The organism is Pontixanthobacter gangjinensis, from assembly GCF_009827545.1.
GTDB lineage: Bacteria > Pseudomonadota > Alphaproteobacteria > Sphingomonadales > Sphingomonadaceae > Pontixanthobacter > Pontixanthobacter gangjinensis.
The window spans coordinates 1,586,745-1,605,573 of sequence record NZ_WTYS01000001.1 but is presented as its reverse complement, the minus strand read 5'-3'; the positions used below and the strand labels follow the sequence as shown (position 1 = coordinate 1,605,573).

The window sequence follows — 18,829 nt, the reverse complement described above, 5'->3', positions numbered from 1 at the left end:
AGCGTCAATAGTCGCACTTTTTCGGAGTTCACCATGGTCCCGCGTTATTCCCGCCCTGCAATGTCGGCCATCTGGGAGCCGGAGGCCCGCTTCCGGATCTGGTTCGAAATTGAGGCCCATGCGACTGAAAAACTGGGCGAACTGGGCGTTGTCCCAAAGAGCGCGGCCAAGGCTCTGTGGGATTGGTGGGCGACCGATCCGGTAATTGATGTTCCAGCGATCGATGCGATCGAAGCGGTGACCAAGCATGACGTTATCGCGTTTTTGACTTGGGTCGCGGAGCAAGTGGGCGACGAAGCGCGCTTTATGCATCAGGGGATGACCAGCTCTGATGTGCTCGACACAACGCTGGCGGTTCAATTGGCGCGCGCTTCCGACATTCTTCTCGAAGACCTCGACCTGCTGCTGGCCGCGATCAAGCGCCGCGCCGAAGAGCATAAATATACGCCTACAATCGGGCGAAGCCACGGCATTCATGCAGAACCTGTGACCTTTGGCCTCAAACTCGCGCAAGCCTATGCCGAATTTGACCGCTGTAAAGCGCGTCTGCTCGCAGCTCGCGCAGAAATTGCGACCTGCGCCATTTCCGGCGCGGTGGGAACTTTCGCCAATATCGACCCCAGCGTGGAGGCGCATGTCGCAGACAAGCTCGGCCTCGAAATCGAACCCATATCCACGCAAGTCATTCCCCGCGACCGGCACGCGATGTTCTTTTCCGTGCTGGCGGTTATCGCTGGGTCAATTGAACGCGTCGCGGTCGAGGTCCGCCATTTGCAGCGCACCGAAGTCCTGGAGGCAGAGGAGTATTTCTCTCCTGGACAGAAAGGATCATCTGCCATGCCTCACAAGCGCAACCCGATCCTGACCGAGAATTTGACTGGACAGGCGCGAATGATCCGCGGCTATGCGATGCCTGCGCTCGAAAATGTCGCGCTTTGGCATGAACGCGACATATCGCATTCGTCGGTTGAACGGTTCATCGGCCCTGATGCAACCATTACACTCGACTTCGCGCTTGGCCGTCTGACGGGTGTGATCGACAAGCTGCTGATCTATCCCGAACGGATGCAGAAGAACCTCGACCGGATGGGCGGGCTTGTCCATTCGCAGCGTGTGTTGCTGGCGCTGACCCAGAACGGTGTCAGCCGTGAAGATGCCTACCGTCTGGTCCAGCGTAACGCGATGAAAGTGTGGGAATCGGATGGGCAAATGTCGCTGCTCGAATTGCTCAAGAATGATCCCGAAGTCACCGCCGCGCTGACCAATCAACAGCTTGAGGAGCGGTTTGACCTCGAATATCATTTCAAACAAGTCGACACGATATTCAAACGGGTATTCAATTGATTGCGAGGAATTTTCGGGGCTCTTCACATTGCCAGCCAACGAGCCTAGCATTCCCTAGAATGTGACGGCATTTCTTACGGAGTAACCCAATGCAGATTGTTCGCACTATTTTATGGGTCTTGCTGCTGGTGGCGTTTGTCGGCTTCACCTTCGGCAATATGGATAAGGATGCCGAAGTCCGGATCTGGTTCGGATATGTGTGGAACACAAAAATTCCTGCGGTGGTTGTTTTGTCTTTTCTGCTTGGGATGATCCCCACTTGGCTGCTGCATCGCGGAACCAAATGGCGGTTGACCCGGCGGATAAAGACGCTGGAAAATGCCGTTCAAGCGACTGCGGTCACCGCGCCAATCGCGTCTGACACAGCGCCTGCAACAGCGCCATCCGCCAAAGTGGCCGAGCCCTCTAGCCCATTTGATGCTGAACCAAACACCGCAGGAAGCACGCCTAAATTATGAGCAACCCCGTCTATCTCGCGCTCGATATGCCCAACCTCGCCGCTGCCAAGGCAATGGCTCAAAAGGTCAAGGGCCATATCGGCGGGATAAAGCTGGGGCTCGAATTCTTCTGTGCGCACGGTAGCCACGGGGTCCATGAAATCGCACAGATCGGGCTGCCGATTTTCCTCGATTTGAAGCTGCATGATATACCCAACACGGTCGCCAGTGCGATGCAGGCGATTCACGTTTTGGAACCGGCGATTGTTACAGTCCATGCGAGCGGCGGCCGCGCCATGCTGGAAGATGCCAAGGCCGCTGCGAGCGAGCACACTAAAGTCGTCGCGGTCACCATGCTGACTAGTCTCGGTGAGCGCGATCTGGCGCGTCAGGGCATCGGCGGGACCCCGCACGACCATGTGATGCGCTTGACCGAATTGGCGCATGACTCGGGCATTGATGGTATTGTCTGTTCGGGACAGGAAGTTGGCGCTGCACATAAACAATGGAAGGACGGGTTCTTTGTTGTCCCCGGCCTGCGCCCTGCCGGCAGCGCAGTGGGAGATCAAAAGCGCGTCGTCACCCCGCGAAAGGCGCGTGACGATGGCGCCAACGTGTTGGTGATCGGCCGCCCGATCAGCCGCGCAGAAGACCCTGTTCAGGCAGCGCGCGACATTGAGGCGACGCTTTGAAGCGCCTTCTCTTTAGTGGTTTTGAAGGAAGCTAAATGATCAGACTAAAGCATGCGTTGGGTGCGCTGGCTCTTGCCTCGCTTTCCCCGAGCGCAGCCTTCGCACAGCAAGAGGTTCTCGAATTTGCCAAGGACGGCCGCAGCGTTATCTCGGTAAGCGGCGCGGGCGAAGTTTCGAAAGCGCCCGATGTCGCGGTTTTCGTTGCCGCTGGCGAAGCGATTGCCGAAAATTCGGTCAAGATGCGGTCGGTTTTCCAGACACTTGAAGAACTTGGCATTGCTGAGAGCGACATACAAACCAGTAATGTTGGGGTCGAACCGGTAATGGAAGAGCGCGGCCGCCAGTTCAGTGCAAACGACACCAGGATCCCCAAGATTATCGGCTACCGCGCCATGAACGCTTTGCAAATTCGCCAACGCAGTCTTGATGATTATGGCGCTGTGTTGGACGCATTGATCGCAGCCGGTGCTAACATGGTTAGAGGTCCAAATTTCGGCTTGGCTGACGACCTTGCAGAGCGAGATGAAGCTCGCGTGCTAGCGGTTCAAGATGCGCGCCGAAAAGCGACGCTATATGCTGGTGCAGCGGACATGAAAGTCGCGCGCATTCTCGTAATTGATGACGGTAGTGCAAGCAGTTATGGCACCCCGCGTAATCAGTTCGGTTTCTTAGAAGCGATGGAATCAACACCGCTTGCCAAGGGCGAGATTACTGTGAGCCAAAGTGTCCAAATTATCTTCGAACTTGAATCGAAATGAAGGCAGTGGCCTCACGACCTGTTGTTTTGACGGCCATTTCAATGGCGGCAGCGCTGCTAGGGACGAGCTCCTGTTCCTACGGCGAAATTCGTCCGTCTATCGCCCGGCAGGAAGCTTCTGCAGATCATGTCGAGCGGTTCGGTCCAGTAAGTTTTCAGCAAATCGCGCCGGGCGTCTATCAGCACACGACCTATCTAGACTTGCCCGGCTTTGGCCCGATCCCGTCAAACGGGCTGATTGTGGTCGATGGGACAGGGTCTTTGCTGGTCGATACCGCTTGGACAAATAACCAGACCGAGGCGATTATCCTTTGGGCGAATGTCCAACTGGGCAAGCCGATCCGCGCTGCTGTAGTGACCCATGCGCATAGCGACAAAATGGGCGGAATGGACGCGCTTCACGGTGCCAATATCGCAACTTACGCGCACACGATGTCAAATCAAGTTGCACCGGAAAAGGACCTCACCCCTGCGCGCAACACGATTGCGTTTGGCGATGACGGTTGGGCCACGGGAACGGCAGCGCAGGCCTTGGCTCCGCTGGCAATTTACTATCCCGGCGGAGGGCATACGCAGGACAATATCACGGTTGGTATCCCCAGCGCCGCTAGCGCATTCGGTGGCTGCTTGATCAAAGGTTCGGATGCCTCGTCGCTTGGCAATCTGGCCGACGCAAATATCGAGTATTATGCTCAGGCTGCGCAGAATTTTGCCGATGCATTCCCAGATGCTAAAGTCATCGCGATGAGCCATTCCAGCTTTGAGAGCCGCAAAGCGATTACCAACACCATAAAGCTGGCAAAGCAGCTGGATTAGACAATGACCGACATCAAAATCTGCGGGCTTTCCACGTCCGAAACTATGGATGCCGCGCTTGCAGCAGGAGCGACGCATGTTGGCCTTGTCCATTTTGCCCCCAGCCCACGCCATGTCAGTCTGGCGGATGCATCGCGTTTGCGCGCTATGGCTCGCGGAAAGGCCAAGACTGTTCTGCTGCTGGTGAATGCGGAAATTGATGTAACTGCGGCAGCAATTGAGGCCGTAAAGCCAGATGTGATCCAGTTCCACGGTAGCGAAACGCCCGAATGGTGCGAATTGGTGCGCAAGCAAATGGGGCTGGAAGTTTGGAAGGCGCTCGGCGTGCGTGATTTACCCACTTTGGAAAAATCGGTGCGCTATCTTGGCAAAGTCGACCGGATTTTATTCGATGCCCCGGCAACCGCCCTGCCCGGCGGGAATGGCACCAGTTTCGACTGGAGCGTTCTGACCGGTTTTGACCACCAGATTCCTTGGGGGCTGGCGGGCGGCCTGACCCCGGCAAATGTCGCAGGTGCCATTACGCAAACGGGTGCTGATCTGGTCGATACGTCTTCAGGGGTTGAAATCGCGCCGGGAGTGAAGGACGTCGATTTGATAACGCAGTTTTGCGAAACCGCACTGGGTGCTTAGAAGAAGCTAACCGGCACAAAAAGGGCGGCTCCTTGAGAACCGCCCTTCCCGTTTCAATATTCCAGTCGCCTAGTATTTTCCGGTCGCCTAGTATTCTCCGGTCACCTAGTATTTGAAGCCAATGCCGACCACGCCTTGGTGACGCGATACGTCGAGACCAACGGGGGTGCCGCCAACTTCCAGTTCTCCGTAATCGCTGTAGCGATATTCACCGCGAACAAAGACCGAATCCGAAAGTGGGAATTCCGCCCCGAAACCCAGACGATAACCGTCGAGATTATCACCCAGATTGATTGTAGTCGCTCCGTCAGTATATGTAGTGCCCAGACGCGCATTGGTGTAACCGGCCTTGGCATAGACAAGACCGCCACCGCCAAGCGCTGCGCCAACGCGAACGCCGACATAGATGTCGCGCTCTGCATCCACTTCCAACCGATCACCCGCGACCAGCAAACCATTGGCTGATGCGTCTACAGTCGAGTCGGCAAGCTCTGCCTCCACGCCAACGACTGCGCCGCCTAGATCAAAATCATAGCCGGCGGTGATGCCGTAAAGCAGACCTTCTTCGGTGCCGTCGATATCGACTGCATCGATGCCGGTTATGATTGCGACGCGCGCGCCGGATACATTATCCGAATCCTGTGCAAGCGCCGGAGTGGCGATGGCGGAAGCAGCGATCGCTGCCATTGAAAATGCAATCTTACGCATAAGAAATTCCTTTCGATTCAAGCCGTTCGAAAAAAAGGGGGGGGGTGAACGGCAGGGCAATCCATTTCGGGTATCAAAGCTGAATTTCAACTGACTGCCATTACGTAATGTTACATTTTCTAAACTGTTGAAAATATGCAACATTGTGTTAATCTGGGGTAAATATGGTGTGCAAGGTCTGAACGCTGGACAGGTCCGCTATGCTCTGCCAATCGGGTGTGTATGAACGCCCCTAATTCTTACCGCACGCAGCCTGACATTAATGGCCATTTTGGCGATTATGGCGGGCGCTATGTCGCTGAAACGCTAATGCCGCTGGTGCTCGATCTGGAACGCGAATACCGCGCCGCGCAGGCTGACCCTGCGTTCAAGGCGCAGTTCGACGATCTGCTGGAGCATTACGTTGGCCGCCCCTCCCCGCTTTATTTCGCCGAGCGGCTGACCGAGGCGTTGGGCGGTGCACAGGTGTGGTTCAAGCGGGACGAGCTGAACCACACCGGCGCGCACAAGATCAACAATTGCATCGGGCAGATCCTGCTCGCGATTCGCATGGGCAAAACGCGAATTATCGCGGAAACCGGCGCGGGTCAGCACGGGGTCGCCACGGCCACCGTCTGCGCACGCTTCGGACTGCCTTGCGTGATTTACATGGGCGCAGAGGATGTGAAGCGGCAGTCGCCCAATGTATTCCGGATGAAGCTGCTCGGTGCAGAAGTCGTCCCCGTCACCAGCGGCGGCGCAACGCTAAAAGATGCGATGAACGAAGGGCTGCGCGATTGGGTCGCGAATGTGCATGACACGTTCTACATTATTGGCACCGCCGCCGGCCCGCATCCCTATCCGGAAATGGTCCGCGATTTCCAAAGTGTGATCGGCAAGGAAGCCCGCGTCCAGATGATGGACCGCACAGGCCGCCTGCCCGATCTGCTGGTCGCCTGCATCGGCGGCGGATCGAACGCGCTGGGCTTGTTCCACCCGTTCCTCGACGATCCCGAAGTGAAAATGCTCGGCGTGGAAGCGGCGGGGCACGGCCTCGACGGTGATCAACACGCCGCAAGCCTCACCGGCGGTGCACCCGGCGTGCTCCACGGCAACAAGACCTATCTGCTACAAGACGAAGACGGCCAGATCACCGAAGGCCACTCGATCAGCGCAGGGCTCGATTACCCCGGCATCGGACCAGAGCACGCATGGCTCAAAGAAAATGGCCGCGTGGAATACACGTCGGTCACGGACAACGAGGCGCTGGAAGGCTTCCAACTTCTGTGCCGGACCGAGGGGATTATCCCTGCGCTGGAGCCCAGCCACGCGATTGCGGCCGTGGCAAAAGTGGCGAAAACCATGCCCGACGATGCGATTATCTTGGCAAATTTGTGCGGACGCGGGGATAAAGACATCTTCACCGTGGCCGAGGCGCTTGGGGTGGAGATTTGAACAAACGAAAACAAACGCAAATCGAAAAACAAGCTCCAGCCCGAAAACAGGCTTTGGCCAGTCATTGGGCTTGGCGAAAAAGCTTCCTCATTTTCATTTTTCTGTTTGTCTTTACGCTCATCGCAAGGCCATCCTTACAAGGTCATCGAATTGACTTAACAGACGTACTCTTCGCATTAATTTTTGCGTGCGTGATTGCTGCAATCACGTATTACAAAGTAAAGAAACGCAAATGACCCGCATCTCCTCCGCCTTCGCCAAACCCGCCCTCGTCTGCTTCATCACCGCTGGTGATGGCGACACCGCAGCCAATCTTGACGCTTTGGTAGAGGGCGGCGCGGATGTGATTGAGCTGGGCATGCCCTTCACCGATCCGATGGCCGATGGCCCTGCGATCCAGAAGGCAAATCTCCGCGCGCTGGGCGATGGCATCACCACCGCGCAGATTTTCGCGATTGCCGCTGCGTTTCGCGCGCGCCACCCGCAAGTTCCGCTGATCCTGATGGGCTATGCCAATCCGATGATCCGGCGCGGGCCGGAATGGTTTGCCGATGAATGTGCGCGCGCCGGTGTCGACGGGGTTATCTGCGTCGATATTCCGCCCGAAGAGGACGCGGCGCTCGGTCCCGCGCTACGTGCCAAAGGTATCGCCCCGATCCGGCTTGCCACGCCCACCACCGATGCCAAGCGACTGCCGCAAGTTTTGAAGGGATCGGGCGGCTTCGTCTATTACGTTTCGGTCGCGGGTATTACGGGTAAACAGCAAGCCGCGACCGCCTCGATCGAGGAAGCCGTGGCCAAGCTCAAGGCCGCCACCGATTTGCCGATTGCGGTCGGTTTCGGCGTGCGCACACCCGAACAGGCCGCCGCAATCGCCAAGGTGGCGGACGGGGTCGTGGTCGGCTCTGCATTGGTCGAATTGGTCGAGAAGCATGGCGCAGACGCGCCCGCTGCGCTAAAGGAACTGACTTCGGCTCTTGCGGCTGCCGTTCATTCGGCGCGCTAAGGCCAAAACAGGAAAGACTGCACGATGAACTGGCTTACCCGCGTCCGCAATTCGCTGCCCTTCAAATCCAAGCGTGAAACCAATGACAATCTGTGGGTCAAATGCCCCAATTGTCAGGAAATGCTGTTCACCAAGGAATATGAGGAAAACCAGCAGGTTTGCCCCCGCTGCGAACATCATGGGCGAATCGGTGCGGATGAGCGTTTGAGCCAAATCCTGGACATGAGTTTCGACCTGCTCGAACAACCTGAGGTCAAGGAAGATCCGCTGAAATTCCGCGACCAGAAGAAATATGTCGACCGCCTGAAGGAAGCCCGCGCAAAGAACCCGCACCGCGATGCATTCAGCGTCGGTTCGGGTCAGATCGAGGGCCATGACGCAGTCGTCGGCGTGCAGGATTTCGGCTTCATGGGCGGATCGATGGGTATGGCCGTGGGAACCGCATTTTGCGCCGGAGCCGAACGCGCGCTGACCCGTAAATGCGCCTATATCGTGGTGACCGCTGCTGGCGGCGCACGGATGCAGGAGGGCATCCTCAGCCTGATGCAAATGCCAAAGGCCACGGTGATGACCCGCCGCCTGAAAGAGGCTGGCCTGCCATATATCGTCGTGCTGACCGATCCGACCACTGGCGGCGTCACCGCCAGCTATGCGATGCTGGGCGACATCCAGATTGCCGAACCGGGCGCTCTGATCGGTTTTGCCGGGCAGCGCGTAATCCAGGACACGATTCGCGAGAAATTGCCCGAGGGATTCCAGCGCGCCGAATATCTGCGTAAGCACGGGATGGTCGATATGGTCGTCCACCGGCACAAATTGCGCGGGACGCTAGCGAGCTTACTTGATTACCTGCAGGGCGCGGCGAAGGATACGGAGGCGGCGTAGAGCTGCCCTCCTCCCGCGATTGGGACATGAAAGACTTCGGTAGATCTGACGATCCGGCGGTTCAGGCGCAATTGGACAGGCTGGCGCAATTGTCCTTGCCTCAAGGCCGCATGGGGCTTCAAACCATTCGCGATTTGCTGGATCAGCTAGGCGATCCGCAGGATAAGCTACCACCCGTTTTCCACGTGGCCGGAACCAACGGCAAGGGTTCCACCTGCGCTTTCCTGCGCGCGATATTGGAGGCCGATGGCAAGATCGTCCATGCCACAACCAGCCCGCATCTGGTGCGTTATAACGAACGCATTCGCATTGCCGGCAAGCTGATCGAAGACAAAGAGCTTGCGCCGTTGCTGGAAGAAGTTCTGGATGCTGCGGTCGGTCTCGATCCTAGCTTCTTCGAAGTCACGATCGCCGCAGCGTTCCTCGCCTTTTCACGCGCTCCAGCCGATGCTTGCATCGTGGAAGTAGGCCTTGGCGGGCGCTTTGATGCGACCAATGTGCTGAAGCCCGAAGCCGTCGCTGCGTGCGGGATTGCGGCACTGGGCATTGACCACGAACGCTTTCTGCTCACGCCTGAGGATGATGTTCCAAAGGCGCCATTGCAGCGTATCGCCTTCGAAAAAGCGGGCATCCTTAAGTCAGGCACGGGCTATGCCGCGCTTCCTCACGCTGATGAAATAGAGGCTGTCATTGCCGCGCAAGCGGAAAAAGTCGGCGCGTTGCATTTCGGCGGCTGGGCTGTTTCCAGCTCGGGAGATGGCTTTGCCTATCACAGCGCACACAGGTCGATGGATGGCTTGCCCGAACCTTCGTTACCAGGCGATCATCAGCGGTCAAATGCGGGCTTGGCTATCGCCATGCTTGAGATTGCTGGCATGCTGCCGTCTACCGATGCCGTAAGACAAGGGCTTCGCAATGTCCGATGGTCCGCACGGTTGCAGAGACTTTCGCGCGGCCCGCTGACGGACAGCCGTGAAATCTGGCTCGATGGAGGGCACAATCCCAGCGCGGGCGAGGCCTTGGCAAAACATTTCGCCGGGCAAAGGCTGCATCTCATTCTCGGTATGATCGAAGGCAAAGATCCCGGTGCAATTGTCGGACCGCTGCGAACGAACATCGAAAGCCTGACTGCGGTGCCGATCAGCACTCACAATGTGCTACCCGCAGCCGCCTATGGCGAAAATGCCCGGTCCGCGCCCTCTATCGGCAGCGCCCTCGCCGCTTTGCCCGATGACGGCTTACCTGTGCTGATCGCCGGATCGCTATATCTGGCCGGAGATGTTTTGCGTCTCAATGACGAATTGCCCGATTAACGGGCCGGACTGGCTCAAGCCCTCGGGGGCAGCAATTTCGACAGCACGCGTCCCGCAAACGCCCCTGCCATCGCTAGCACCGCTGACAGCGCAAAACCCATCATCAGCGTTACGAACCACAGCGGGTCGCTCTTATCGAACAGAAAAAACGCCGCGATAAAATAACCGAACGCGGCCAATACGGCGACCAAGCCCTGACTAGCCCGTGAAAACATACCGCCGAGCAGCGCCGCAATAACGACCAGCACGAGCAGGATTGTCTCAATCTCAGGCATTTTTGAGCGCGGTCTCGTCTATCCCCGAATCCTTGCCTTTCCGGCTGATTCGTATCCATTCGAATATGACCAGCACCACTGCGATACCGCCAATCAGGGTCGTCAAGATGAACACGTCATAATATCCGCGCTCCTCGATCATTTGGCCGAGCGCGCCGCGCCCCAAAGTGCCAACCAACATCGTTAAGGAAGACAACAGCGCATATTGCACCGCGCTGTAGCCCTTGGCCACAATTGAGGACATCCAGGCGACAAATGCCGCGCCTGCGATACCGATTGCCAGATTCTCCAACCCGATGGCGAGCAGCAATTTCGACATTCGCTCGTCACCGCCCAAAGTCTCAGCCAGCCACGTGAAACCGGAAAAGCGACTGGCTGCAGCCAGACCATATCCGCCAATCGACAAATCGGCGTAGAGCAGATTGGTCAGCGCCGCCAAAATCGCGCCGAGCAGCAAGGTCATCATTCGCCCCAATACGGTCAGCAAATAGCCACCGAGCGCAAGCCCAAGCACCACCGCACCAACCCCGAAGAACTTGGACGCAAAAGCGACCTCGTCCTTGGTATATTGCAGTTCGCCCAGATAAAACGGGTAAGCAAAAGTGCCCCATACGGAATCGGTAATCCGGTAAGTCAGCACCAGAGCCAGAACCAGCACTAGTGACCACCCCATGCGTCCGACGAATTCAGTCAGCGGCAGCACTAATGCGCGGTATAAATGGTCAAGAGCGCGGTCGCCGACAGTGCGTGAAGGCTGCGCTTGCTCAAGCTTGTAAGAACCGCTGCGCTCCAGCTTTACCAACAGCGCCGCGATAAAGGCTGGAACCACAACAGTCGCAATGACAATTAGCGGCCCCATGGTCGTGATAAACTGGACTGAATCTGGCCGCAATTCAGGGTTGCTACCCAAAGACTGAACCATAAACACGCCGACAATAATCAGCGCCCAGCCCCACAATGCGCCAACCGCGAGCAGAGCCAATCCGCGTATCTTGGGTTGCAATTGACCTGCTTGGCGAAGGCCGTGCTCATCATCCGCGTCGAGAACTTCAGAAGCCTTCGCATCAGCATCGGGTGCCCACAGACCCAGAATACCAACCACCAGCAGAATCCCGCCCATCAGCAGATAGACTTGCGGCCAACCGATTCGCTCGGCCAGAATTAATGCCAATGCGCCGCCAGCGAGAGCCGCCAGCCGGTAACCCATTTGATAGACGGTAGAAAGAATATCGATTGTCGCGACATCATCCGCGACATCAACCCGCCATGCATCAATTACCACGTCCTGCGTCGCGCTCATAAATGCGCCGATACCCGCCAGCAGCGAAAACCAGCCCAGCGCCGTTACAGGATTGAGCATCGACAAGGTAACCAGCGCAATCCCTAGGAAAATCTGCGCAGTCACAATCCATTGCTTACGCTTGCCGAGTCGTCTCAGCAGCGGCAGATCAATCCGGTCAAGCGCGGGGGACCAAAGGAATTTGAACGCATAGGAAAGCCCGATCAGCGAAAATACACCCATCGTTTCCAGATCGACCTTGGCATCGGAAAGCCACGCATAAAGCGTGCCCAGCAGCAAGGCATAAGGGAGTCCGGCAGCAAATCCGAACAGCAACATATAACCGGTTTTGGGCTGGCTGAGCGAGGTTAAGACCTTGCGCCACCCTGGCTTCTTACCAGTGGATTCTTCTGCGACCGTATCGGACATTTAACCCCGTCTCTTTTTATAAATGCGATTTCGTGCGACAGTAGCGCGATTGACGATTTAGGGAAGTCCCGCATGAACAACGCCGGAACCATGTCCGCAGATTTACCCCCCGCCTCCAGCCCGACCGCTGGCCAATTGGCTCTGGCGCAGGCGATAGCGCGGGAGGAAACGCGCAATTCAGCAGGGATTACTCATGTCCCTGCCTCGGTCTACACCGATCCGGCGCATTGGCTGCGTGAAAAAGCCGCTTTGTTCGACCGGCTGCCGCAAGTGATTGCACCTTCCGCCCTTCTACCCGAACCCGGCATGGCGGTGCCGCATGACCAAACGGGCAGGCCATTGCTTATTACCCGCGATGCCGAGGGCACAGCGCATGTCTTCCTCAATGTTTGCCGCCACCGCGGCACGCGACTGGTGGAAGGCGCTGATGTTCAATGCGCGAAGCGGCTGGTGTGCCCCTATCACGCTTGGACCTATAAACTCGACGGCAAGCTTCTCGCTCTGCCCCGCCCCGATACATTCCCCGGCCTTGATAAGTCGGAAAATTCGCTGGTCGAATTGCCCAGCGTCGAGGCGGGCGGGCTGATCTGGTTTGCGCCGGTGCAAGGCGCCGACTTCACCATGGCTAAGACACTTGGCGAAGATTTCGACGCGTTCGGAATGGCAAACCACCATCTTTATCGCCGCAAGACACATCAAGTTGCCGGCAACTGGAAACTGATCATGGACGCTTTCCTCGAAAGCTACCACGTCACCCGCCTCCATGCGAAAACCATCGGACCGTTTTTCAAAGACGGGATTACCGCCGGCGATATGATCGGCCCACACGCACGCTCTGCCGTGGGAAGGCTGGAGGATCTGGAGGGTATCGACTTGAATGATATGGCAGCAATGCGGCGGGTAATTACCTTCGCCTATCAATTGCTGCCAGCGACCATCATCATCCCCAGCCCCGATTACGTCAATGTGATGGTGCTGATGCCGAATGCGCATAATCAGACAATTGTCGAAGATTTCATGTTAATTCCCGAAGAACCACAGACCGACAAAGCGCGCGACCATTGGGATCGCAGCTGGAACCTGCTCGATGGCGGTGTGTTTGCCAGCGAAGACTTCCGCGCGGCGGAGCTTGGCCAACAGGGTCTTGAAACAGGGGTAGTTCCCGAATTGACGCTTGGCAGTCTTGAAACGGGTATCCTGCGCTTCCACGAAACCGTACAGGCGGCGCTCGCCGATTTCGGTTGAGTGGCGGCAATTGAGCGCGTAACCCGCGCGCCATGGTAAAAATCACCCCCACCCCTGCTGCTCCCAAGTCTGATGACACCCGCCCTGAGGGGCACCGCATCGCCAAACTGCTCGCTCGCGCCGGTATTGCGAGCCGCCGCGAGGTTGAGCGGATGATCGAAGATGGCCGCGTCGCGATCGAGGGCAAAGTCCTCGAAACCGCAGCAACCATCATCCCCGATTTGACCGGTGTGACGGTGGACGGAAAACCCGTGGGTAAACCCGCCCCCGCTCGCTTGTTCTGCTTCCATAAGCCACCGGGATTGCTGACCGCAGAGCGCGATTTCAGCGGCCGCCGGACGATATATGATGCGCTGGTCAACGCCATGCCCAAAGACGCCCCGCGCGTCATGCCGGTCGGGCGGCTCGATCTCAACACAGAGGGGTTGCTGTTGATGACCAATGACGGCGCGCTGAAACGGGCTATGGAATTGCCCAGCTCAGAAGTGCCGCGGACATACCGTGCGCGCGCATTTGGTGACATCACGCAAAGCCAGCTCGACGACCTGATGCATGGCATCACCATCGAAGGCGTACGTTACGGGCAGATCAACGCCAATATGGAACGCAGTTCGGGCCGTAACAAATGGATCGAGATGACCTTGACCGAGGGCAAAAACCGCGAGGTGCGCAACGTTCTCGAACATCTTGGGCTTCAAGTCTCGCGCCTGATGCGGACGACTTACGGCCCCTTCACGCTTGGCGATCTGAAACGCGGTATGGTCAGCGAGGTCACCCAGATCGAAGTTGAACGCTACCGTAAACAGCTGATCCGCGAGCCGCGTAAATGAGGATTATTTCTGGCGAATGGCGCGGCCGCAAGCTTGTCGCGCCCAAAGGGGAAACAACGCGCCCCACAGCGGACCGCACACGCGAGACATTGTTCAGCATGCTGACCAGCCGCCTTGGCTCGTTCGAGGGCCTTCGTGTCGCGGATTTGTTCGCGGGTTCGGGCACTCTCGGGCTGGAGGCCCTTTCACGCGGCGCGGCGCATTGCCTGTTTGTCGAACAGGAAGAATACGCGTTGAAATCTCTCCGCGCCAATATCACAACATTGAGCGCACGCGACCGCAGCGATGTCCGCGCGGGATCGGTTCTGACACTCGGACCTGCGCGCCAGCCGCTCGATCTGATTCTGCTCGACCCGCCTTATGAAACAGGCGCAGGCATGGTTGCGCTCGACAAGCTGAACCGACTTGGCTGGATCGGGCCCGCAACATGGATGGTGCTCGAAACCTCCAATCCCGAAGATGTTTCGGTCAAGGGACTTGATGTCGTAACCAGCCGCAAAGTCGGCAAAGCCAAGCTATCGTTTCTCCGCTTATTAGAAACCGCCGAATAGCTCTGCGTTCGGTGCAGCTGCGCTTGCGGTTGTGGCAAATGTTCTCTAACTGTTCACCTTCATTATGACCGATGCAAGCCCCTCTTCTGCAACGCCCGATCACGGCCAGATTCCCGCCTATGCCGCGCAATTGAACACGCCGCAGAAGGAAGCTGTGCTGACCACAGAAGGTCCGGTGCTGATGCTGGCAGGAGCCGGGACGGGCAAAACCGCCGCGCTGACCGCGCGTCTCGCGCATCTGGTGGCGATGCGCAAAGCATGGCCGAGCGAAATCCTGTGCGTCACCTTCACCAACAAGGCCGCGCGCGAGATGCGCGAGCGGGTTGGCCGCCATATCGGCGATGCGGTCGAGGGTATGCCTTGGCTTGGCACATTCCATTCAATCGCTGCCAAAATGCTGCGCCGCCATGCCGAATTGGTCGGATTGAAAAGCAATTACACCATTATCGACACCGATGATCAGCTGCGCCTGCTAAAGCAACTCATCCGCGATCAGGAAGTGGACGAAAAGCGCTGGCCGCCGCGGATGCTGGCCGGATTGCTGGACCGGTGGAAGAACCGCGGCCTTAACCCCGCCGACCTCGATGCAGCGGAAAACGAAGCCTATGCGAATGGCCTGGGGCAGAAATTCTACCAGCTCTATCAAGACCGTCTGAAAGAACTGAATGCGTGTGATTTCGGTGACTTGCTGCTCCATGTTCTCAATATTTTTCGCACCCACCGAGAAGTGCTCAACCAATACCGTCAGCGCTTCAAATATATTCTGGTCGACGAATATCAGGACACTAATGCGGTCCAATATCTGTGGCTTCGGCTGCTGGCGCAGGAGCGCAAGAACATCTGCGTGGTCGGCGATGACGACCAGTCGATCTATTCATGGCGAGGCGCGGAAGTTGCCAACATCCTCCGGTTTGAGCGTGATTTCCCAGGTGCGAAGGTGGTCAAACTTGAGCAGAATTACCGTTCCACTCCGCAAATCCTTGCCGCCGCATCGGGCCTGATTGACGCCAATAGCGAGCGGCTGGGCAAAACGTTGTGGACCGAAATTCCAAACGGCGACAAAGTCCGCGTGATCGGCGTGTGGGACGCACCCGAAGAAGCTCGGCGCGTTGGCGAAGAAATTGAACGGCTGGAGCGCGAGGGCGCTCCACTTGACGAAATCGCCATTCTTGTGCGCGCACAATATCAGACACGCGAGTTCGAGGACCGGTTTATCCAGATTGGTCTCAATTACCGAATCATCGGCGGTTTCCGGTTCTATGAACGCGCCGAAATACGCGATGCGCTGGCTTATTTGCGAGTGATTGCGCAGCCACAAGACGATTTGGCATTCGAACGGATTTATAACCAGCCAAAGCGCGGGCTCGGCGCCAAGACGCTTGAGAAGATGTTCCAATATTCGCGTGCGAGCGGCCTCCCCCTCGCTGCCGCTTCGTTGCAATTGGCCGATAGCGACGAACTGCCCAAACGTGCCGCGAACACGATTGGCACGTTGATGCGCGACTTCCTGCGCTGGCGGGAGATGGAACCGCAAGTAACCCCGTCTGAATTGCTCCGCACGGTCCTTGATGAAAGCGGATACAGCGCGATGCTGGAGGCGGAACGCTCTACCGAAGCCGCTGGTCGGGTAGAAAACCTGTCCGAACTTGCCCGCGCGATGGAGGAGTATGAATCGCTCGGCGATTTCCTCGAACATGTCAGTCTGGTGATGGACAATGAATCGCGCAGCGATGGCGAGAAAGTTACCATCATGACGATGCACGGCGCGAAGGGGTTGGAGTTTAACAACGTTTTCCTGCCCGGGTGGGAAGAAGGCGTGTTCCCATCGCAGCGATCGCTCGATGAGGGCGGCCTCGCCAGTCTGGAGGAGGAACGCCGTCTCGCCTATGTCGCAATCACTCGCGCAAAACGCCGTTGTACAATTTTGCACGCCGCTAACCGCCGGATTTACGGCCAATGGAACAGCAGCATTCCGAGCCGCTTTGTCGAAGAATTGCCCGATGAATTTGTCGACCGCGAAACAACTATGACCGGCGGCGCGTCATTGTGGCGCGCAAACTGGTCAGAAGAAGCCGACCCCTTCGCCCATGTCAGCAAATCGCGCAGCGACGCACGCGGCCCTGGCTGGCAGCGAGCGCTATCGACCGGCTACGACACCAGGCAATCAGTGGTGAAGGAGCCGCGCCGAAGCGCCGCCAGCTTCGCTGCAAGGCCGCGCAGTGACATCGCGCTAGGCAGCCGCGTGTTCCACGATAAATTCGGCTATGGAACGGTAATGGCGCAAGAAGGCAACAAGCTGGAGATCAACTTCGAACAGGCCGGCACAAAGCGCGTGATCGACAGTTTTGTAACGCTGGCGGATTGAGGTTGAACGCAGCGATATCAATCCAGCAGGACGTAGACATCCTCCCTTGAAAAACTTAGCATGAAGTTCGTTTGGGAGGCGACCGATGTATAAAGTGGAACTGACAGAGTCCTATTTTCCAGCTCAAGGCGGGCCAGAGCCAGCTGCCATGACGATCGGAGATATGTTGCGCAAGGCTGTGGGCCGCGCGCCATCACAGCCCGCCCTCAAAGAACTTACCTATTCGGGCGATATTGCTCGCAGCTGGACTTATGCAGCTTTGCAAGCGGACGTAGAACGTTTGGCTCGTGCACTTGCCACCCGTCACGACGAGGGCGCTCGCATTGCTGTGTATGCCAACAATCTGCCTGAATGGGTGCTGCTGGAACTGGCCTGCGGGCTTGCCGGTGTTACGCTGGTAACTGTAAATCCAGCCTATCAAAAACGGGAATTGAAGTTCGTTCTTGAGCAATCCCGCTCAGAAGCGATTTATTACGTCACCGATTTTCGCGGGAATCCGATGCAGGCGATTGCCGATTCAGTCTGCGACGAAATTCCTGCAATAAAGCACCGCATTCTCCTAACCGATCATAGCGCGCTTTACGCGGGCGAAAATAAGGGCGCATTGCGCGACCCCGAACCCGGCGATGCAGCTCAGATCCAATACACCTCCGGCACCACCGGCTTCCCGAAAGGAGCGTTGTTGCATCATCGGGGTTTAGTACGAAACGGAATTGATGCGATGACCCGCGGCGGCGTGACACAGGGCGGCAGCTTCATTCACCACATGCCATTGTTCCATACGACGGGCTGCGCAGTTCTCGCGCTTGGAGGCATTGGTACTGGCGCCACTATGTTGCTTGCACCGATGTTTGATCCGGCAATGGTCGTCAAGGTTATCGAGCGGGAAAGAACAGACTTCATTCTCGGCGTTCCGACAATGCTGGTGGCGCTGATCGATGAAGTTCGCAGTTCGGGCAGCGACGTCTCATCGATTGAACGGATCATGTCCGGCGGCGCGATGGTCGCACCGCAATTGTGCCGGGATGCCCGCGATGTGTTCGGTGCGCCCGTTCAAATTGTGTACGGCCAAACCGAAACATCGCCAGTTATCACGCAAACCTGGTTTGAAGACACTCTAGAAGATCTAACCGAAACGATTGGTCAACCCGCCGCCCACACAGAACTTTCAATACGAGACCCCAAAACCAACGCCGTAATGCCTATTGGTGAACAAGGCGAAATCTGCGCACGAGCCTACAGCGTGATGATCGGATATAATGACAATCCAGAAGGCACTGCTGCCGCGATAGACAAGGACGGCTGGCTGCATACCGGTGATTTGGGCCGGATCGATGCGCGCGGTTATGTTAAGATTACCGGCCGGGTGAAAGAGATGATTATTCGCGGCGGAGAGAATCTGTTTCCCGCAGAAATTGAAAATGCCATGCTCGAACATGCGGCGATTGAGGAAGTTGCTGTAGTCGGCATCCCCGATGAGAAATGGGGCGAGCAAGTTGCGTGCTTCATTCGAAGCGGCGCCAGTACACCGCCAAGCGCCGCCGAATTGAAGGCCTTCATCCGTGAACGCTTATCTCCGCAAAAGACCCCGGCATATTGGATCAATGTCACCGAATGGCCGTTGACCGGCTCAGGAAAGATTCAGAAGTTCAAACTGCAAGAGGCCTATGAAGCAGGCGAGCATGAATTGCTGGCCTAGACAAAGGATCACAGCAAGCTTTCCTACAAGCCAGCCAGTGGCTAGCCTGTAGTTTGTTCTTTGAAATGTGAATCTGGGAAATGTGAATCCGGTCTCAAAACCCCACGCCGGTTTGCGCGGGGCAGGCCGCA

At 57.2% G+C, this 18,829-nt stretch carries 18 protein-coding genes; 15 read left to right on the top strand and 3 right to left on the bottom strand.

Translation table 11 applies throughout. The features are described 5' to 3' along the window. The first annotated feature begins 33 nt into the window (after positions 1-33). The 6 genes from purB to GRI36_RS07550 all read left to right on the top strand — a co-directional run bounded on the left by purB (position 34) and on the right by GRI36_RS07550 (position 4,679). Positions 34-1,344 (top strand): adenylosuccinate lyase, encoded by a 1,311-nt coding sequence (purB, locus tag GRI36_RS07575; RefSeq protein ID WP_160597909.1) that lies wholly within the window; start codon positions 34-36, stop codon positions 1,342-1,344. Between the two features lie 89 nt (positions 1,345-1,433). Next, positions 1,434-1,802: a LapA family protein gene (locus GRI36_RS07570; RefSeq protein ID WP_160597908.1), complete on the top strand. Its 369-nt coding sequence runs from the start codon at positions 1,434-1,436 to the stop codon at positions 1,800-1,802. Continuing rightward, positions 1,799-2,473, top strand: coding sequence for an orotidine-5'-phosphate decarboxylase (gene pyrF / locus GRI36_RS07565; RefSeq protein WP_160597907.1), 675 nt, complete (start codon positions 1,799-1,801; stop codon positions 2,471-2,473). Before GRI36_RS07570 ends, pyrF begins: the two co-directional genes overlap by 4 nt. A 35-nt stretch (positions 2,474-2,508) precedes the next feature. Further along, positions 2,509-3,231 carry an SIMPL domain-containing protein gene (locus GRI36_RS07560; RefSeq protein ID WP_160597906.1) on the top strand — a complete coding sequence of 241 codons (723 nt, stop codon included), beginning with the start codon at positions 2,509-2,511 and terminating at the stop codon, positions 3,229-3,231. Next, positions 3,228-4,046 (top strand): subclass B1 metallo-beta-lactamase, encoded by an 819-nt coding sequence (bla, locus tag GRI36_RS07555; protein WP_160597905.1) that lies wholly within the window; start codon positions 3,228-3,230, stop codon positions 4,044-4,046. Before GRI36_RS07560 ends, bla begins: the two co-directional genes overlap by 4 nt. Positions 4,047-4,049: 3 nt before the next feature. After that, on the top strand, positions 4,050-4,679 hold the full coding sequence (locus GRI36_RS07550) for a phosphoribosylanthranilate isomerase (RefSeq protein ID WP_160597904.1): 630 nt from the start codon (positions 4,050-4,052) through the stop codon (positions 4,677-4,679). Positions 4,680-4,784: 105 nt separating this feature from the next. On the opposite strand, the gene GRI36_RS07545 is transcribed toward GRI36_RS07550, so the two are convergent. Next, positions 4,785-5,387, bottom strand: coding sequence for an outer membrane protein (locus tag GRI36_RS07545; protein WP_160597903.1), 603 nt, complete (start codon positions 5,385-5,387; stop codon positions 4,785-4,787). Between the two features lie 222 nt (positions 5,388-5,609). Here GRI36_RS07545 and trpB point away from each other — a divergent pair, with 222 nt between their 5' ends. The 4 genes from trpB to GRI36_RS07525 all read left to right on the top strand — a co-directional run bounded on the left by trpB (position 5,610) and on the right by GRI36_RS07525 (position 10,025). Further along, a complete protein-coding gene (gene trpB / locus GRI36_RS07540) occupies positions 5,610-6,821 on the top strand; it encodes a tryptophan synthase subunit beta (protein WP_160597902.1) in 1,212 nt (403 codons plus the stop codon). A 232-nt stretch (positions 6,822-7,053) separates the two neighbouring features. After that, positions 7,054-7,827 carry a tryptophan synthase subunit alpha gene (trpA, locus tag GRI36_RS07535; RefSeq protein WP_160597901.1) on the top strand — a complete coding sequence of 258 codons (774 nt, stop codon included), beginning with the start codon at positions 7,054-7,056 and terminating at the stop codon, positions 7,825-7,827. Positions 7,828-7,851: 24 nt separating this feature from the next. Next, on the top strand, positions 7,852-8,712 hold the full coding sequence (gene accD / locus GRI36_RS07530) for an acetyl-CoA carboxylase, carboxyltransferase subunit beta (protein WP_160597900.1): 861 nt from the start codon (positions 7,852-7,854) through the stop codon (positions 8,710-8,712). 26 nt (positions 8,713-8,738) lie between these two features. Next, positions 8,739-10,025, top strand: coding sequence for a bifunctional folylpolyglutamate synthase/dihydrofolate synthase (locus GRI36_RS07525; RefSeq protein WP_160597899.1), 1,287 nt, complete (start codon positions 8,739-8,741; stop codon positions 10,023-10,025). A 14-nt stretch (positions 10,026-10,039) separates the two neighbouring features. Here the strand turns inward: GRI36_RS07525 and GRI36_RS07520 are convergent, their stop codons facing one another. Beyond that, on the bottom strand, positions 10,040-10,300 hold the full coding sequence (locus tag GRI36_RS07520) for a hypothetical protein (protein WP_160597898.1): 261 nt from the start codon (positions 10,298-10,300) through the stop codon (positions 10,040-10,042). Further along, complete coding sequence (locus GRI36_RS07515) at positions 10,293-12,008, bottom strand: AmpG family muropeptide MFS transporter (protein WP_160597897.1); 1,716 nt, start codon at positions 12,006-12,008, stop codon at positions 10,293-10,295. The genes GRI36_RS07520 and GRI36_RS07515 overlap by 8 nt, the downstream gene beginning before the upstream one ends. A 72-nt stretch (positions 12,009-12,080) precedes the next feature. On the opposite strand from GRI36_RS07515, the gene GRI36_RS07510 reads away from it, so the two are divergent. The 5 genes from GRI36_RS07510 to GRI36_RS07490 all read left to right on the top strand — a co-directional run bounded on the left by GRI36_RS07510 (position 12,081) and on the right by GRI36_RS07490 (position 18,698). Beyond that, complete coding sequence (locus GRI36_RS07510) at positions 12,081-13,253, top strand: aromatic ring-hydroxylating oxygenase subunit alpha (RefSeq protein WP_235902192.1); 1,173 nt, start codon at positions 12,081-12,083, stop codon at positions 13,251-13,253. A 32-nt stretch (positions 13,254-13,285) separates the two neighbouring features. Continuing rightward, positions 13,286-14,083, top strand: a complete 798-nt coding sequence (locus tag GRI36_RS07505; RefSeq protein WP_160597896.1) for a pseudouridine synthase — start codon at positions 13,286-13,288, stop codon at positions 14,081-14,083. Then, positions 14,080-14,634 carry a 16S rRNA (guanine(966)-N(2))-methyltransferase RsmD gene (gene rsmD, locus GRI36_RS07500; RefSeq protein WP_160597895.1) on the top strand — a complete coding sequence of 185 codons (555 nt, stop codon included), beginning with the start codon at positions 14,080-14,082 and terminating at the stop codon, positions 14,632-14,634. The genes GRI36_RS07505 and rsmD overlap by 4 nt, the downstream gene beginning before the upstream one ends. 64 nt (positions 14,635-14,698) lie before the next feature. Then, entirely contained in the window at positions 14,699-16,999 is a 2,301-nt protein-coding gene (locus tag GRI36_RS07495) for an ATP-dependent helicase (RefSeq protein ID WP_160597894.1), read from the top strand. A gap of 85 nt (positions 17,000-17,084) precedes the next feature. Continuing rightward, the gene (locus GRI36_RS07490) at positions 17,085-18,698 is read left to right on the top strand and encodes a class I adenylate-forming enzyme family protein (RefSeq protein ID WP_160597893.1); all 1,614 of its coding nucleotides are present in this window, start codon (positions 17,085-17,087) and stop codon (positions 18,696-18,698) included. Positions 18,699-18,829: the final 131 nt, after the last annotated feature.

Bases quoted from the DNA above. Each gene is read 5' to 3' on its own strand.
- purB (WP_160597909.1), top strand. From the start codon at position 34: ATGGTCCCGCGTTATTCCCGCCCTGCAATGTCGGCCATCTGGGAGCCG.
- GRI36_RS07560 (WP_160597906.1), top strand. From the start codon at position 2,509: ATGATCAGACTAAAGCATGCGTTGGGTGCGCTGGCTCTTGCCTCGCTT.
- GRI36_RS07495 (WP_160597894.1), top strand. From the start codon at position 14,699: ATGACCGATGCAAGCCCCTCTTCTGCAACGCCCGATCACGGCCAGATT.
- GRI36_RS07510 (WP_235902192.1), top strand. From the start codon at position 12,081: ATGAACAACGCCGGAACCATGTCCGCAGATTTACCCCCCGCCTCCAGC.
- rsmD (WP_160597895.1), top strand. From the start codon at position 14,080: ATGAGGATTATTTCTGGCGAATGGCGCGGCCGCAAGCTTGTCGCGCCC.
- accD (WP_160597900.1), top strand. From the start codon at position 7,852: ATGAACTGGCTTACCCGCGTCCGCAATTCGCTGCCCTTCAAATCCAAG.
- GRI36_RS07525 (WP_160597899.1), top strand. From the start codon at position 8,739: ATGAAAGACTTCGGTAGATCTGACGATCCGGCGGTTCAGGCGCAATTG.
- trpB (WP_160597902.1), top strand. From the start codon at position 5,610: ATGAACGCCCCTAATTCTTACCGCACGCAGCCTGACATTAATGGCCAT.
- GRI36_RS07505 (WP_160597896.1), top strand. From the start codon at position 13,286: ATGGTAAAAATCACCCCCACCCCTGCTGCTCCCAAGTCTGATGACACC.
- trpA (WP_160597901.1), top strand. From the start codon at position 7,054: ATGACCCGCATCTCCTCCGCCTTCGCCAAACCCGCCCTCGTCTGCTTC.
- GRI36_RS07520 (WP_160597898.1), bottom strand. From the start codon at position 10,300: ATGCCTGAGATTGAGACAATCCTGCTCGTGCTGGTCGTTATTGCGGCG.
- GRI36_RS07490 (WP_160597893.1), top strand. From the start codon at position 17,085: ATGTATAAAGTGGAACTGACAGAGTCCTATTTTCCAGCTCAAGGCGGG.
- bla (WP_160597905.1), top strand. From the start codon at position 3,228: ATGAAGGCAGTGGCCTCACGACCTGTTGTTTTGACGGCCATTTCAATG.
- GRI36_RS07550 (WP_160597904.1), top strand. From the start codon at position 4,050: ATGACCGACATCAAAATCTGCGGGCTTTCCACGTCCGAAACTATGGAT.
- GRI36_RS07570 (WP_160597908.1), top strand. From the start codon at position 1,434: ATGCAGATTGTTCGCACTATTTTATGGGTCTTGCTGCTGGTGGCGTTT.
- GRI36_RS07545 (WP_160597903.1), bottom strand. From the start codon at position 5,387: ATGCGTAAGATTGCATTTTCAATGGCAGCGATCGCTGCTTCCGCCATC.
- GRI36_RS07515 (WP_160597897.1), bottom strand. From the start codon at position 12,008: ATGTCCGATACGGTCGCAGAAGAATCCACTGGTAAGAAGCCAGGGTGG.
- pyrF (WP_160597907.1), top strand. From the start codon at position 1,799: ATGAGCAACCCCGTCTATCTCGCGCTCGATATGCCCAACCTCGCCGCT.